At 54.6% G+C, this 16,020-nt stretch carries 14 protein-coding genes; 2 read left to right on the forward strand and 12 right to left on the reverse strand.

Annotated elements, in window-relative coordinates; genetic code table 11:
* Positions 1–139: 139 nt before the first annotated feature.
* The 4 genes from GEI7105_RS0126630 to GEI7105_RS0126645 form a co-directional block, all read right to left on the reverse strand.
* Positions 140–2,446 carry a CHASE2 domain-containing protein gene (locus GEI7105_RS0126630; protein ID WP_017663417.1) on the reverse strand — a complete coding sequence of 769 codons (2,307 nt, stop codon included), beginning with the start codon at positions 2,444–2,446 and terminating at the stop codon, positions 140–142.
* Entirely contained in the window at positions 2,443–3,324 is an 882-nt protein-coding gene (locus GEI7105_RS0126635; protein ID WP_017663418.1) for a DUF928 domain-containing protein, read from the reverse strand. The genes GEI7105_RS0126630 and GEI7105_RS0126635 overlap by 4 nt, the downstream gene beginning before the upstream one ends.
* Positions 3,325–3,512: 188 nt before the next feature.
* The gene (locus GEI7105_RS0126640) at positions 3,513–3,758 is read right to left on the reverse strand and encodes a Nif11-like leader peptide family natural product precursor (protein WP_017663419.1); all 246 of its coding nucleotides are present in this window, start codon (positions 3,756–3,758) and stop codon (positions 3,513–3,515) included.
* Positions 3,759–3,884: 126 nt separating this feature from the next.
* Positions 3,885–5,108: a type IV pilus twitching motility protein PilT gene (locus GEI7105_RS0126645; RefSeq protein WP_051044253.1), complete on the reverse strand. Its 1,224-nt coding sequence runs from the start codon at positions 5,106–5,108 to the stop codon at positions 3,885–3,887.
* 639 nt (positions 5,109–5,747) lie between these two features.
* Here GEI7105_RS0126645 and GEI7105_RS0126660 point away from each other — a divergent pair.
* Entirely contained in the window at positions 5,748–6,203 is a 456-nt protein-coding gene (locus tag GEI7105_RS0126660; RefSeq protein WP_017663423.1) for a DUF4332 domain-containing protein, read from the forward strand.
* Between the two features lie 113 nt (positions 6,204–6,316).
* On the opposite strand, the gene GEI7105_RS0126670 is transcribed toward GEI7105_RS0126660, so the two are convergent.
* The 7 genes from GEI7105_RS0126670 to GEI7105_RS38910 form a co-directional block, all read right to left on the reverse strand.
* Positions 6,317–7,777 (reverse strand): phytoene desaturase, encoded by a 1,461-nt coding sequence (locus GEI7105_RS0126670; RefSeq protein ID WP_017663425.1) that lies wholly within the window; start codon positions 7,775–7,777, stop codon positions 6,317–6,319.
* Between the two features lie 26 nt (positions 7,778–7,803).
* Positions 7,804–8,511 (reverse strand): hypothetical protein, encoded by a 708-nt coding sequence (locus tag GEI7105_RS0126675; protein WP_144054066.1) that lies wholly within the window; start codon positions 8,509–8,511, stop codon positions 7,804–7,806.
* 37 nt (positions 8,512–8,548) lie between these two features.
* Positions 8,549–10,603, reverse strand: coding sequence for a cation:proton antiporter (locus GEI7105_RS0126680; protein WP_017663427.1), 2,055 nt, complete (start codon positions 10,601–10,603; stop codon positions 8,549–8,551).
* Between the two features lie 384 nt (positions 10,604–10,987).
* Complete coding sequence (locus GEI7105_RS0126690) at positions 10,988–11,236, reverse strand: hypothetical protein (RefSeq protein WP_017663428.1); 249 nt, start codon at positions 11,234–11,236, stop codon at positions 10,988–10,990.
* 106 nt (positions 11,237–11,342) lie between these two features.
* A complete protein-coding gene (locus GEI7105_RS0126695) occupies positions 11,343–12,110 on the reverse strand; it encodes a hypothetical protein (RefSeq protein ID WP_017663429.1) in 768 nt (255 codons plus the stop codon).
* 196 nt (positions 12,111–12,306) lie between these two features.
* Positions 12,307–12,819: a DUF4149 domain-containing protein gene (locus tag GEI7105_RS0126700; RefSeq protein WP_017663430.1), complete on the reverse strand. Its 513-nt coding sequence runs from the start codon at positions 12,817–12,819 to the stop codon at positions 12,307–12,309.
* A gap of 160 nt (positions 12,820–12,979) precedes the next feature.
* Complete coding sequence (locus tag GEI7105_RS38910) at positions 12,980–13,135, reverse strand: hypothetical protein (protein WP_017663431.1); 156 nt, start codon at positions 13,133–13,135, stop codon at positions 12,980–12,982.
* A 129-nt stretch (positions 13,136–13,264) separates the two neighbouring features.
* Here GEI7105_RS38910 and queC point away from each other — a divergent pair, with 129 nt between their 5' ends.
* Positions 13,265–13,948: a 7-cyano-7-deazaguanine synthase QueC gene (gene queC, locus GEI7105_RS0126710; protein ID WP_026097994.1), complete on the forward strand. Its 684-nt coding sequence runs from the start codon at positions 13,265–13,267 to the stop codon at positions 13,946–13,948.
* A 200-nt stretch (positions 13,949–14,148) separates the two neighbouring features.
* Here queC and GEI7105_RS34045 read toward each other — a convergent pair whose 3' ends face one another.
* Positions 14,149–15,795 carry a hybrid sensor histidine kinase/response regulator gene (locus GEI7105_RS34045; RefSeq protein WP_017663433.1) on the reverse strand — a complete coding sequence of 549 codons (1,647 nt, stop codon included), beginning with the start codon at positions 15,793–15,795 and terminating at the stop codon, positions 14,149–14,151.
* Between the last annotated feature and the right edge of the window lie 225 nt (positions 15,796–16,020).

Below are 16,020 nucleotides of genomic sequence, written 5' to 3' on the forward strand. Positions count from 1 at the left end.
GACTCCTCTATTCTCTCAAACAATTGTCCCGTCTGGCTTCCGTCTACCTTGTCACCCTCTCAGAAATTTTTGTGAACTTAGCCTTCAAACTCAGTACGCCTTCGCGTAAAAAATGGCGATCGATGAAGGTTTGCCCTTCTCAAGTGTCAGAATGGGTCGGTTCGGCGGCGGTCGCAGTCAGCGATCGCTCGTACAGTGTCGTAAAATACTGCTTGACTTCCGGGGGAACGGCGGTCAACCGAACACAAAACTCGCGATCGCTCGAACCGTTCCCTTTCACGACCTTGGCATAAAATTCTCCCTCAGCCTCACCGCTCTTTCCGGGGACTTTCAACTGAAATCGCAAATTCGTCAGCGGTGCCATCGCTTCGGGCGATCGTACGCGAACGCGGCCGGGCGATAACTTCACCAACTGCGCCTCCAAGGTGCGATCGCTCAAATGTTTTCCCGCCAACGGCGTATATCGAACCGCCAACGCCGGAAACAGATCGCACATCACCACTTCCTCCTCGGGGAGTCGCAGTTGGTATTTCCCGCCGATGCCCACGACCGAATATACCATCATCGGTTCCTTCACCCCCTTGGGCGAGACCTTTTCCTCGTCCTCGACCTCAACGATATCTCCCGTTTCCCGCATCGTCGATTCCGTCACCAAAATTTGCCCGCCGACCGTATAAGACTCGATGCGATAGGTCAAATTCACCTGAGAGCCGACGACCCCGTATTTCGTCCGTTTGAGCGAGCCGATATTCCCGACGACCACTTCCCCCGTATTGATCCCGATACCCATTTCCAAATTCGGCAAATCGCGTTTCGCCATTTCCTGGTTGACCTTGTCCATGGCCAACTGCATCGCCAGCGCACAGGCGATCGCCCGTTCGGGATCGTCCTCTCGCTGCGTCGGCGCGCCGAACAGCACCAAAATCCCGTCCCCCATAAACTCGTCGATCGTCCCCTGATAGGCCGTAATCGCGTCCGCCATGGCCTCGAGATAAATATTGAGGATCGACACCACTTGTTCCGGGGGAAGCCGTTCGGAAATACTGGTAAACCCGCGCAAATCCGACGTCAGAATCGTAATTTCTCGACGTTCCCCTCCCATAGCCAACCCTTCAGGGGTTTCCAGCAACGTCGCCACCACCTCGTCCGTAAGATAGCGACTGAAGGTCTGTCGGATATCGGCGGCCGATCGTGCCACGTAAGCCGTCACGCCGATGGCGGCGAGGGTTTGCGCCAACAGCGGCGGCACCACGGGAATCCACCACCCCTGTAAAAACGCTCCGTAACCGACGAGGAGAAACGCGACACCGACGAGACCTTGTCCGGTGATGCGCCAAAAATAGTTACTGTAACGCCAAATCCAACTGACCCCCGCCCCCAAAATCGCAGCGAGGAAAATCCACGCCCACTCTTTCGGTTCCGACCAAGAGAGGATTTGCGCTTGCCCGTCGAGGGTCGCACTGAGAATCTGGCTGACGATGTTCGCGTGAACCTCGACCCCCGCTGTTTTTTCAATGCCCTGACCCTTCGCACTAAAAGGCGTATCGAAAAAGTCTTTGAGGCTTTCGGCCGTCGAGCCGACGAGAACGACGCGATCGCGAAACATCTCGGGGGAAACGCGCCCTTCTAACACGTCCCGCACTTCGACGGCGGGAAACGTATGCGATCCTCCCCGATAGTCGAGAAGAATTTGATAACCTGCATTATCGATCCCCACGTAACCGCCGTAATAACGGTCGATCGGCACGAATACCGTTTCCTCGAGTTTGACCCATTGGCGATCGTCGGGGGTGAGTTCCGGTTCGATCCCTTCAGCTTTTAAGTACAGCATAGCCAGGTGGAAGCCGACGCTGAAGACGATCTCGTCCGTTTCGGGATCGGTCAGATAGAGAAACGCCCGCCGCAGTTTTCCGTCTTCGTCGCGGCCGAGATCGTTGGCGGCGATGCGATCGAGTTCGGCTAGAACTGGCGGCGGATCGACGCGCTCGACCCCTCCCGTAATTTTGGCAATCCCGAGGAGGTTGGGCGTGTTGCGATACACTTTGCTGAGATGTTGATAGCCCGGTTCGACAGGATCTTCGGCGGCCAGCAGTTGCGGGCGATCGCGAAATATCGAGACCAACTTGGCATAGGAGGGGGGAACGGGCAGATCGCGATAGATGTCCAGACCGATCGCTCGCGGTTCGGCCTCGGCAATGCGTTCGAGCAGTTCGGCCAGGACGCGATCGCTGACGGGATGGCTGTAGTACTGTAAATCCTGCTCGGAAATCCCGACGATGACCACGCGATCGTCCTTCGGCCGATCGGGACGGGCGCGAAAGAGAGCGTCGAGGGCGGCTAGTTCTAACCCTTGCAACAGTCCCGTAACCCGCAATGCCACGATCGCCAGGGTTGCCATCGGCGCGATGACAAATACCCCTCGCCAGTGCCAGAGCTGGGATTTCATTCGTTCTCCGAACTCGACCGGTTTTGGGTTTGCGCCTCAGATTCAGACTGAGCCGGTAACGCCCTCGTCGAAGAACTGACCACGGAGAGAAACTCGATTTCGGTGTTGGGGTCGTTTTCTACGACCGTCGCCTCGGACTCTTCCGAAATCACCTGGAACCCTCGAAGAAGGTAGTTCCACGTCTGGGAAGCGTCTAACAGGTTGGCCATGTAGTCGAACCAGAACCCGGCCTCGCCGTAGAGTTGCGCCCGTTCGAGGGGATCGGAGGCGTTCGATAACGCGTCGATCAGTTCCGGCGACGGGTCGGCCCGTTCGAGCCATCCGCCCATCACGAGTTTGGTGGTGGGATCGTTCGGTTTGGCGGGATTGCACTGTACTTCGAGATACCAGCGATAAGGCATTTGAGGGTCTAGAGCGTCCTCGTCTTCAGACCAGGATCGTTGTAAAACGTAGGGGCGATCGGCGAGGTCGGTCGGCAGTACGATCGCCACTTCGCTGACGGTTTCGATGCGGCCGTTGGGGGTGTCTCGTTCGATGGCGATCGTGGCCGTTTCGAGACCCGCTTTGGCACTGGCGATATACCAGTAGAGGGTGGGGCGTCCGTCAGCACTCAAGCCGTAATATTCTCCCGTGTCGTCGGTGGGGATCAAGGGCGTGATACTGATGCAATTACCCTGTCGTGTCGCCCCACCGTCGGCAGATTCGGGAGCGCCGCGATTGGGGGGAGCAAAACGAGCGGCACCTCCATCTGCGGCAAGGGGAGTACCGCGATCGGGGGGAGAAAATTGAGCGATCGCGGAAGAAGACAGGCCACCGGCGACGGTGAGGGACAGTGTCAGGAAAAAGGTGGCGACAGAGCGAGCGCGATTGCGATCCATAGGAAAGTTAGGGTGATGAGATAAACGACGGATGCGAAACGAAACCCGTTCCCGTCCGTTCGTTTTGTGGGTGCTGCAAGCAACACCAACAGAGCGGCTAAGTCCAGTCTAGTTCAGGAGTTACGACACCGTCGAGACGAGACGGACAGACTGGAAAACCGTCCGCTCGCAATCGAGATCGCCGGGGGTTAGCCACTGCGATCGATCCACTTGATACTTCGTAACCACGGCCAGATTCCAGTATGTCGTCGCATCGTCACACCTTGACTGTGTTCGTGAGCGACGGCTTCTAACTCGGATGTCGAAAAGTCGTATCCCAACTGACGGGCAATTTGTAAAAATTCTTCAGGGGTTTCGACCTCGGTAAATTTCTCCCGCATTTCTGGGTAATGCAGGGCATCTTCGAGAAACTGTTCGGCACTCTCTTTAGACATAGCGGTATTGAGAAGTGGAGTTTCGATGGCTGAGAACTTTCGAGCGTGGGCTGGTGGGAAATCGTTTCGTATCTTCAGGAAGCGTTTCGAGAACGCAGGGTCGAACGCCTGGGTCTTTGCAAGCCACTATTCGGGCATCGTCCACTCCCGAGGCGAAGACGACGCATCGTACCCTCCCGTCCGCATTAGGCGATCGAGTTCGCCGGGATCGGGGGAGACTTTTTGGGCGTCTTCGATGGTGATGCGTCCGTCGAGAATTTCTTTGTAGAGGGCTTGGTTGAGAATCTGCATTCCTTCCATGGTGTCGGTTTTCATTAGGTGGAAGGCTTCGTCTTCTTCGCCCCGCATTAAGAAATCTTTCATCGCTGCGGTGTTGATGAGGATGTCGTGAACGGCGACTCGCTTGCGATCGGTCGTCGGAAGGAGCAGTTGCGCCACCACCGCCACCAACGACTCGACGAGCTGCACCCGCATGATGGGTTGTTCGTCGGGGGGGTACAGGTTCAACAGGCGGTTGACGGAGTCAATGGCGTTGCGGGTGTGGAGGGTTCCCAGAACCAGGTGTCCGGTTTGGGCGGCTTGTAGGGCGGTGTTGATGGTGATGCGATCGCGCATTTCACCAATGAGGATGACGTCGGGATCTTCCCGCAACACAGCTCGCAAGGCTTGGTGGAATTCGAGGGTATGCAGTCCCACTTCCCGCTGGCTGATGAGGCACTTTTTCGAGGAATGGACGAATTCGATAGGGTCTTCGATGGTGACGATGTGTTCGTGAGATGTTTCGTTTAAATGGTCTAGCATCGCTGCCATTGTCGTCGATTTTCCCGACCCGGTCGGCCCCGTCACGAGAACCAATCCTTGGGAGTATCCGACGATTTTTTTGAGAACTTGCGGCAGGTGCAGCTTGTCGATGGTGGGAACGTCGAGGGTAATCAGGCGCAATACCATCGCCCCACCCGTTAGAGAATCGAAACAGTTCACCCGACAGCGCACGAGTCCTGGGTAAAATACGGCGGTATCGAGTTCTTTTTCTTTGGCGAACTGTTTGCGTTGTTCGGAGGTGAGAATTTCAGTCAGATATTGCTCGAAAATCGCCGGCGTCACCTTCACCGCGCGATCGAGTTCTTCCATTTTTCCGCGAATGCGAAATCGCGGCAGTTCTCCCACGCGGATGTGAACGTCGGACGCGTTACGATCGAACGCCTGTTTGACGAGTTTTTTTACCGAGGTATTCGGATCGGCCACTTTGGACGCACTGGTACTTCGCTGCTTGGGAGGTGGCGGTGGGGGAGGTTTGTGGCTTCCTGATGCCTTGACGCTAGCCGAGGGTATTTGAGGTTTTTCGGACATGGTATCGAACTCCGATGACAAAATTCTGAGTTGAGCTTCGCGAACGAGTGTTATTTTTTTGTAGCAAATCAAATCGATTTTCGACAATTTTTTCGGGCTGACCGTTGGGTGAATTCGACAATACTTGTTTTAAAACCTTTTACTCTAGCTAAAATTTAACGCGATCGAATCACTTTTTTGTAAAATTTAATTTTTTCTATATTTCCAGTAAACTGATTGAGATCGGTGAAAAACAACGTGCTTTTTGGAAAAACTTAGAAATTTTCTCTTCGGACAAGCGATCGAACGAACCGATATTTTTTTCCTGTTGTTCTTTGACGGTCGAAAATCGAACGGCTTACGCGTTATAGCATATAGCAGTCCCAAATGAGTCGTCAAAAATTAAAACACCAGAAAAAATCTGATTCCCAGTTTCCCGTTCCCAGTTTCCCGTTCCCGATTCCCTTTTTGTTTCAATTTTGTTACACAACTGATTTAGGGTTGCTATAGCTTGTCAAAAAAGAATTTCAGTCTCTCGAAGATGTGGAGAGTTTGAGACCCGTCTCAGATCGAATTTCCACGCGAGTTTTGGCTCGAAAGACCTAAAAATTTATGTTATTTTGGAGGTTTGACGGTCGATCGATTTTCATTTTAGGTCTGATGTCCGACACCCCAGATTCTCGCAAGGGCGATTCCAAAAGGCGATCGCCTCAAAACTGGCCGCTCGATCGCCTGCCCGGTTTGCGACGCGAAGACTGCCAAGCACTCGAGCGTCTGGGCGTTCGCACCACCCTCGAACTGCTCGACCGAACGGGTCGGGGCGATCGCACCCAAGCCCTAGCCACCCAATTAGGCATTTCCACCCACTACGTCCGCAAATGGGTCGCTTTATCCGATCTCGCGCGAGTCCCTGGCGTCGGCTGTCAGTATTGCGGCCTGCTCCTCCATTGTGGCATCATCTCCGCCGCCCAACTCAGCCAAACCCCCATACACAAACTCTATCCCCAAATTCAACGCCTTCACGTCGCGACAATGCAGCGTAAAGATTTATGTCCGCCTCGAGGTCAAGTCCTCGAGTGGATTCAAGCTGCACGGCCGTTTGGGATGAGGAGATGAGGCGCAGGGAAGAGGGGGAGAGGGGGAGAGAGGGAGAGGGGGAGAGGGGGAGAGGGGAAGAGGGGGAGAGAGGGAGAGGGGGAGAGGGGGAGAGAGAGAAGGAATTCACTCAACTATCCATTGTTTAAAATCAAATCGGCGGCGATTTTGCCGGAATTCAATACGCCGGGGATTCCCGCGCCGGGATGGGTTCCCGCACCCACTAAATATAAATTCGGAATGGCTTCGCTGCGGTTGTGGGGGCGGAACCAGGCCGACTGAAACAAAGTCGGTTCGACGGAAAAGGCACTTCCGAGATGGCTGTTGAGTGTCGTGCGGAAATGACGGGGATCGATAAATCGTTCCGTGACGATGTGTTTCGATAAATTGGGCAGATAGTGACGTTCGAGAAACTCCACGATGCGATCGCGATATCTCGACGCCACAGTTTTCCAGTCGATATCTCCGGCCAAATTCGGCACGGGAGACAGCACGTACCAACTATCGCATCCCGGCGGCGCGAGACTGGGATCGGTCGCGGTCGGGTGGTGGAGGTACAGCGCGAAATCCTCCGCCAAATGGTGATGTTGAAAAATATCGTCCATCAACGTTCGATAGCGCGGTCCCATGAGAATCTCGTGATGCGCCATGTCGGGGTATTGTCGGTCGGTGCCGAAATACAACACGAACAGCGACATCGAATAGCGCAGGCGGCGCAACTGGGGACGCCGGAACCTCGGCGGAACTAAATGTAAATAGGTGTGGGCGACGTCGGCGTTACTCACCACCGCGTCGGCGGCCAACACCTCACCGTCGGTCAACCGCACCCCCGTCGCGCGTTCCGTATCGGGGTCGATGGTAATGGCTTCGACGGGAGATTTTTGTCGCAGCGTCCCGTGTAACTGGCGAAATAGCGTCACCAACGCCTGCACCAGCGCCCCCGTTCCTCCGAGGGGAAACCACACCCCGAACTCTTGTTCGAGGCGGTGAATCATGGCGTAAACCGAGGGGCTTTGAAAGGGATTGCCCCCGATCAGCAATGGGTGAAAGCTAAAGGCTTGGCGCAAGCGGGGATCTTTGAGATAGCGATTCACCAAACTCGTAACCGATCGATAGGTTTGCAAGCGCACCATGTCCGGGGCGACGCGCAACATATCGAGGAAACTCAGAAACGGTCGTTCCATCAGGGGCAATCCCGCCTCGAAAATGTCCGAAGCGGCTTGGCTGAAGCGAAGATAGCCTTTTTCGTCGCTGGGTTTAAACTGGCGAATTTGTTCGAGGAGCGCTTCGCGATCGCTGTTGTAGCGAAAGATCGAACCGTCGGGAAACCGGACGTTATAGAACGGATCGAGCCGGACTAATTTCACGTAATCGTCGATGTTTTTCCCCGCCACCTCGAACAGTTCCCGAATTAAGTTCGGGACGGTCACGATGGTCGGCCCGGCATCGAAGGTAAAGCCGTCTTGCTGGTAAACGACCGCCCGACCGCCGGGTTGACTGCGTTTGTCTACCACAGTCACCGAACATCCGGCAGCTTGCAGGCGAATGGCGGCTGAGAGTCCTCCCAAGCCGCTTCCAATAACGACGACCTTCATAGTGATTTTGTCGGGTTTCTGCTGGTTTACTTCTGTTGCAGCGCTGCTTCTAGACGTTCGACAATGGTACGGGCCAGCGGTGCGAACAACTCTTGTTTTTGTTGCGTTTCGGCTTCGGTGTCGCCCGAGGTCGTTTCCGTTTTAAAAGACAGTCCGGATTCGGCGTCGGGAACCAAGCGAATTCGACCTAAATCTCCGAGTCGCACGTGGGAAAAGCGATAGGAATAGACGCCTTCGGCTTCTTCGGTGGAGACGGTGACGCCGTCGGGAAGCGAGACGGGGAGGGAGTTTGCGGCTTGCGCTCCGTCCGTTTGGATGGTTCCGTCTTCGCGCACCCACATCGCCTGAACGCTGGAGGAACTGGCGATGACGATGACGGCTTCGGTTTCGGGGTTGTAGGTGCGGACTAATTCGGCCACGTTTTTTTTCGTGGCTGAGTCTGCCATCCACAGAACCGTGTCGCTGTGGTCCTGGGCGATGTAGTAAATGATGGTTTCGACGTCTTTTTGGTCGTAGAGAACGAGACCGCGATCGCCTCGGCGTTTCGATTGCGCGATCGCTTCGTCTACGGCGCAGGGTAGCAACACTGAAGCGACCTGTTCGCGCATACTGTCGTCCCAAGTGAGGGGATCGCGAAAGCGAGCTTTCCAGTCGTCTGGAACTCTAGCCATCATGCGATCGTAAATAGCGGGGGTCACGTCTACAGCAGGCGGACGCTCGGGAATAGGGGTCACGGTCTCGCTCCTCGGTCTCAACCCGTCGATTTTAACGTTAGGGTTCGCGCCGGTTCAAACCGACCTCGGGCGGTGAGTGGTTTGTATCGCTGCGATCGACCGTTTTGTCGGGCGTTGAGGTTGGGGTTTCGGCGGTTGAGGTTTCGGATTTTGCCGGACGGGGAATAACTTTGGCTTCGCCGTCTTCGGCCAGTTCGGCGCGATCGCGCACCGTTGTCGGGACGGCCACCTCTTCGACTTCCGGCAGTTTTTCGACTTTCAAGTGGGAACTGTTCGCACCGGAGAGGCGTTTGAGCAGTTTCGGTTTGGGGGCGTGCAGCAAATAGATAATGCGATCGCCGGTTTCCCACGTATCGGAGGTCGAAAGCACCTGAAGCTGGCGATCGCGCTCTCGCAACAGTGGCACCAGTTCCCCAGAACGAATTAACGCCTGTAAATGGGCTTTCTGGAACGCCACGCCCGGTTCTTCTAAAACGGTTTCCCCGAGCTTCACTTCCCCTTCCTTGAGGTACTGGTTCCACATTTTCAACGGGAACTCGGGCATCATCGCTTGTTTGATTTTCACCTTGTTGGCGGGCGCGCTAGATTTGTCTCGCGGTAACAACGCCAACGTCCGGGGCGGCTCGAACTCTTCCATCGCCCGTTGTGCCAAAACGGTATTGACTTCTCCGTTACTGGTCATCGTCAAGAAAGTTCCCATCGATTCGAGTCCGGCTTCTTCTAACACTTCCGTATCCAACGCACTGCTGAGAAAGACCTTCAAATCCTCCCGTTCGGCTTCCCGACAGGCTTCTGGATCGGTATCGACCAAGGCAACCGCCTCGCCCCGTTCTTGGAACAACCGCGCGATGAGGCGGCTGAGGGGATTCGATCCCACGATCAACAAACCGGTGGCCGTCGTCGATTCGAGACCCAGCCAGCGCACCACCCATTTGGCGGTCAGTCCCTGTAACAGCACCGTGATAATAATCGTTAGGAACACTAAGGCTTTAATGGCGTCGCCCCCGTTAATGCCGCGATCGGTCAACAGAATCGAAAACAGAGAAGCCACGGAAGCCGAAACGATGCCTTTCGGCGCGATCCAGCTCACGAAAAGTTTTTGACGCCAATCCATGTTGCTGTTGCCGGTGCAAATCCAGACGTTGAGGGGACGCACCACGAACATCAACACGGCCACGGTTCCCAAGCTGCCCCACCCCAGGGCGAACAAACTGGGAATAGATAGGTCGGCGGCCAGGAGGACGAACAGCACTGACACGGCTAAAACCGTCAGCTGACTTTTAAAGCGCCTCAGCATCCGTTCTTCGGGCAAGGAAGACGCCCGCATGACCATTCCGGCGACGACGGTGGCCATCAACCCCGACTCGCTGACGAGGAACTGAGACAGAACGAAGAGAAACCAAACGCCGGCCAGGACGATGAGGTTTTTGAGTTCTTCGGAGAGGAAGTTGGCGCGGGTAATGAACTCGCTGAGCAGCCAACCACCGCCCGCTCCGAGTGCGACGCCAATGCCCAAGCGCAGCAACAAGCCGCTGAGGACGCCGAGGGGATCGGCATCTCCGTTGAGAACGATGTCTAGGACTAAAACGGCGAGGATAGCACCGACAGGATCGATGAGGACACCTTCGCCTTCGAGGAGGGTTGCGACTTGTCGATCGACCCGGACTTGTTTGAGAAGCGGCGTCACGACAGTCGGCCCGGTGACGACGACTAGGGCGGCGTAGAGAAAGGCGATCGGCCAGGGGAATTCTGCCAAGCCGTGGGCGGCCATTCCCCCGCCGATAAAGGCGATCAGCGTGCCGAAGGTTACGAGGTTGCGTAGGCTCCCCGACACGCGCCCTAGATCCCGTAACTCTAAGCTCAATCCCCCTTCAAACAGGATCAAGGCCACCGAAAGGGAAACGATGACTTCGAGTCCGTTACCGAGCAAGGTCGGATTGACCCAGTGCAAACCGCTCGGTCCGAGGAGAATGCCGAATACGAGCAGAAAGACAATGCCGGGAACTTTAAAATATTCGGCGAGGACTTGCGACCCGATCCCGGCTGTTACGGTCAGGACGATTAGAAGCGTAATCTCAAAGGATGCGTCCATAAGGCTGAAACGTCAGCTACCATCCGCACGATCGCTCGACTCGAAAGTTTCCCGTGGCGTTGATGCTCGGGTCGTTCTTCGAGCGAGACTATATCGAACGGGGCGACCTGCCGCACGCGACCGTCACCTTTTTTTGTTAGCGTAAACTGTTTTCGGAAAAATTGGTACAAATACAGACTGTCTGACTCGTCAAAGACAAGTCAGAACAGAATAACATAACTCGATCGATACGATGCCTCTGTCTGTGGAGAGAGAAGGGTAAAAAACGAGAAAAAAACGCGCGATTGCAGGGGTTGAGACGGTTGAATTTCAATTAATTTGATTTTTTAATCGTTTGCGGGTCGTTTGTTTTTTTCCTTCGATCGCCCCGGCGTCAAACCCGCGTCAAAACCGATCGACACTGGAGACGTAGACGGGTTCGAGACGGATAGCCACGATGCTCGACGGACGGGCGACCATATACTCTCCCTGAATGTTTTTGAGGGGAATGTTAATGAAATCGTCGGATTGGGCTTTCGGTTTCAGCTCGCTACCGTACCATTTTTGAAAGTCTTCGATGGTGGGAAACCGCACTTCTTCTCGTTGTCCGCCGATTAAGAACAGGTGAACGGCGTATTCGCTAGGTTTGGGCATAGTTGAGATCGTGATAAAAATAGGGTGCGCTCTGCGATCGCGTGGGTGGGAAAACGCCGTGACGCCTGGGGTCGTGGCTGTCTCGACGTCGCGATCGCATTCCAAACTAGGATACCAAACGGAATCGCTGTAACATCGTTTCCATCACGGTCGGTAACGCACGCTCGAGTCCGGCCTCGTCGCTGAATTCGAGCTGTTGGTACGTGGGTAAGTCGAACGGAAATCGACCCGAGAGGTCGCGGCGGTTCTGGCGAGCGAGGAGAATATGCTCGACGGGTTTGCTTTGTAAGGCGTAACCGAGTTCGATGCAGACGTTGGGACTCGGTAACAACTGCGCTTCGTCGCCTCCCGTTGCGGCTAAGGGGGTGGTGTCGGCGACGACGAGCAGACTTTTGCGGATTTGTCGCAGTTGATGGGCGCTCAGACGGATCGCTCCTTCGAGGGGACGTTGGGATAGTTCGAGGGTTAAGGGAACGCGCGATCGCCGGTTGAAGTCGGTTAAAAACTGTTCGAGACGCTCTTGTAACTGCTCGCTGGCTTGGGGATAAGCACTTTGACGAGATAGGAAAATTTTCGGCTCGAGATGGGCGAGAACGTCGTGTTTGGTGAAGTAAATTTCGTGACTGCTCAGATCGATGTTAGAAATGGCGTACCCTCCACTTCCGTCGATGTAAAATTCCACCCGTTCCCCGGCTAAATAGCGGTTAAACCACTCGGTTTGCTCGATTTCGGCGCTTTCTTCGAGGAAGTCTGCTCGCAAGCCCGATTTCAGCAGGCTGTTTTTGCTCAAGCGAATGTCGTGGGGGCGTTTTCTCAGTTCTCGAATCGGTTCGTATTTTTCGATGTACCAACCTCGTAATGCAATGATGGCCATAGCTTTCGTATCCCCCAGACGATTTTTTGCGAACTTAATATTATAGCAAACTATGCCAGGTTTACCAAAAACTCAGACTGCGATCGACGCCATCACAAAAATTCCGCAGTGGCGTTGCATACAACGGTATACAGCGCCGCTACGGGGTTCGTGTCGAGATCTCTCTCGTATCGAGATTATCGAGATTGGTTGGGAGTTAACGGCTCGCGGCGGGGTTTTGACGGCAGCAAAGCCGCATTAAAATCCACACTGACGCGAGTTTGAGCAGTTCTAAAATCCAGTACCCTTGGTGCATCGACGCCATTGCTGTCGGAATTTCTACAGTGGGATCGAGCGGGTTTAACTGTACCCCTAGCGCACTCATCTGCGGCGTAAAGAAATAGGTATAGGTTAGGGCGACGCCTAACAACAAAATTGAAAGGATAATGGCTTTGCGCGTTTGAGTGCCGAAAAAGTGCCGCGTTTGGTTTAAAACCAACACGCTGGTTAGGGCTAATCCCGCAAATATTAATTCGAGGTGATTGAATCGCTCGAACGTTAGATATCCCACGGAGGCGAATCCGGGTTCTGTCATCATACCCATTGCGTACAAACTTGGCATGACGACTAAGTCTAGGACGAGGCTACCGCCAAACCACAGGGCGAGAACGACGGAAAGAACGGTTTGCCATGAGGGACGTTGGTGTCCCGAACCCATAAACGCAGTCATCGCGATCTCCGTCTTTTTGTATCTATTTCTAGGGTAACGAGGTTTGACTCTTAGAAATATGAAAAATCGTTGCGATAACCGACCCCAATTCGGGCGGTTTTCTGGGAGGCGATCGCCCCGGCTCGAGGGCGAAAACGCTTCGAGAAAAGCTGTTTGCAACCTATGGTAAACGGGACGATTTCAGCGGTTTGGCGATCGCGTTTTCTTCAACGAAGTTCATCACGTTTTGTAACGTTTCTCGTCGTTCTGTATCGGTGTTCGTTCGATCGAAAATGTGACGGACGATTTCGGCGATCGCTCTGCTGTCCCGTTGCATCTCCTGGCTTTCCCTCGCTATCTTAAAACCTGCGTGAATTCAGCGGTATCGATCCGCGATCGCTCGGAAGTTTCGCACTCGTTCGATCGAAAACCTCACTCTGCTCTCTCTAACCTTCAAAATTTATCGATGACCCAAAAAGCTGTTGTATTGCTATCGGGAGGTCTCGATTCCTCCACTGTTCTCTACCAAGCCCGCGCGGACGGATTCGACTGTTACGCCATATCCTTCGACTACCAGCAACGCCACCGTCGCGAACTCGAGGCCGCTGGCGCGATCGCGGAAGCCGCCGGGGTGAAAGACCATCAAATCGTCCGCTTCGACTTAACGCGGTGGGGGGGTTCTGCGTTGACGGATGCAAGTCTCGATCTTCCCGAGTCGCGATCGCTCGAGGACATGGGACAAGATATCCCGATTACCTACGTTCCCGCCCGCAACACCATTTTTCTCAGTTTTGCTCTCGCCTACGCCGAAGTCCTCGAGGCAGAACGCATTTACATCGGTGTCAACGCCCTGGATTACTCCGGCTATCCCGACTGTCGCCCAGATTATATCGCTGCGATGCAAGAAGCGTTTCGTTTGGGAACGAAACAGGGGCGCGAAGGAACTTCGATCGCGATCGAAACCCCGCTGATTCAACTGAAAAAAACCGAAATTATTCAACTCGGTAACAGCCTCGGCGTCCCTTGGGAAAAAACCTGGTCATGCTACGCAGGAGGCGATCGCCCTTGCGGTATCTGCGATTCCTGTCGCTTGCGTCTAGCCGCTTTCGCCGAACTCGGCTTAGAAGACCCAGGGTTTCGACAGTCGTAGGTGCGCGTTTTACAGTCAACAGTCAACAGTCAACAGTCAACAGTGTTTCAGTTACCAGTGAGTCGTAGGGTGCGTGACCTAAAGACACGACAAATATGCCGCGAAACCGGCCAACTCGTCACGCACCGACTCCACAGTTGACCGTATCTTCCTGTCCCCTGGTCGCCTTGTCCCCCTTGTCTTCCGGGTCCCCTAGTCTCTCAAGAAAACGCCTGTCGGTCGAACGGAAGGGGTCGTTCGTCAAAGGTCGAGGTGGAGGCGACGACTTGACGGGGAAGTTCGATGTGGAAAGTCGAACCGGAGCCGACTTCGCTTTCGACGGAAATTCGGCCGTCCATCATTTTAACGAGGGCTTCGGTAATGGCTAAGCCCAACCCCGTTCCGGTGTGGGTTCGGGTGGAGGTATTGTCGAGCTGCTCGAAGGTGGCGAAAACTCGCTTGAGATTTTCGGGGGCGATACCGATTCCCGTGTCGCTGACGGAGAGGGCGATGCGATCGCTCGAGGGTTCCCAAACTCGCAGTTCGATCGCCCCTTCTTCGGTGAATTTGAGCGCGTTCGAGAGTAAGTTGGTAAAAATCCGGCGAACGGCATGGCGATCGTTGACTACGATGGGATTCGACAGTTCGATCGAGTATCGTAGCTCTAGGTTTTGACGCTCGACGGAGGGTCGAAATTCGGAGACGGTCGCCCGACTTAACTCTGCTAAATCGAACCGTTGTAGTCGCAGTTCGAGATCTCCGGCTTCGAGTTTCGAGCGATCGAGAATGTCGTTGAGCAACCGGAGTAGGTGTTGACCGTTGTGAAGAATGCGTTCGAGCTTTTCGGAAAACGTTCCGTCGCAGCGATCGCGATGCTTGCGGAGCAGCAGTTGAGAAAATCCGATAATGGCGTTGAGGGGCGTTCGCAGTTCGTGGGACATGGTGGCCAAAAACGCCGATTTCATGCGCGAGGCTTCTAAGACGGCTAAGTTTTGACGGCGAATTTGTTCTCGCTGGCGCACCAATTCCTGGTTGTGCTGTTTGAGGAGTTCGTTTTGAGCGGCGATACGTTCTTCGATTTGTTTGCGCTCGGTAATGTCGTTTATCACCCCGGCGACGCGGATCGGTCGTCCCGAGTCGTCCCGCTGAACTTTTGCCCGTAAGGTACAGTAACGATAGTCTCCGTTACTGTGCTGCAAGCGCAAGTCGAGGCGGTAGGGAACGCCGAGATCGAGGTGTTCGCGCAAGCGTTGGTGGTTGCGAGCGCGATCGCCGGGATGGATCAGTTTGCAGAAGGCTTCGTAGGTGCGGGGGAGGGTTTCGAGTTCTAAGCCGAGTATTTCGCACAGGCGATCGTTACCTCGTAAGGTGTTGTTGACTGGGTTCCAATCCCAAACCCCTTCGTGAGATCCCTCGATGACAAACCGATATTTTTCTTCGCATTCGTGATGTTTTTGTTGGGCACGATCGCGCTCCCGTCGCAGAAGATCGACTTGTATCGCATAGCGCAACGCTATCCCTAATCCTTCTGGGGTAAAGCGATCGCGACAGAAGTAGTCGATCGCGCCGAGATCTCGGTTCGCGTTTTCCGTTTCGCCGTTGCAGTGAGAACCGACCGCAATGACAGGAATTTTTACCCCAGCATTTCGCAACGCTAGCAGTGGGTTACGCTCGCCGACGCGCTCGGTATCGATGGCGATACAGTCGAAGCGATGGTGGTTTAGCGCAGCGATCGCACTCGTTTCGTCTCCGAAGATCGAAATTTCAGCCCGAAAGTTTTCGTCGAACGGCGAGCCGGACGTTAGTGTGGTGATGGCTGGATCTTGCTGGTCGAAGCCCAAGGCTAAAATATCGAACGTTGAGTGCATAGGGGAGGGGGCTAGAAGCCGTCGGGTCGTGGAAATCTCCTTGGCGTGAAAGGGTGAAAATACCGAAGAGCCTGCCTTATCTTAAATTTAGATAAAATTAATGCGATATTGCCTCTATCGTAAGGAGTAGGTTTTTTGAGTTTGGGAGGTTCTGAGGTTCGCGTGAGATCGCCGCTCTGACCGTTTCTGGCGTTTTTTCTCGGGGTCAACGTCTGAGAGTCCTCC

Source organism: Baaleninema simplex PCC 7105, assembly GCF_000332355.1.
Lineage (GTDB): Bacteria > Cyanobacteriota > Cyanobacteriia > Cyanobacteriales > Geitlerinemataceae > Baaleninema > Baaleninema simplex.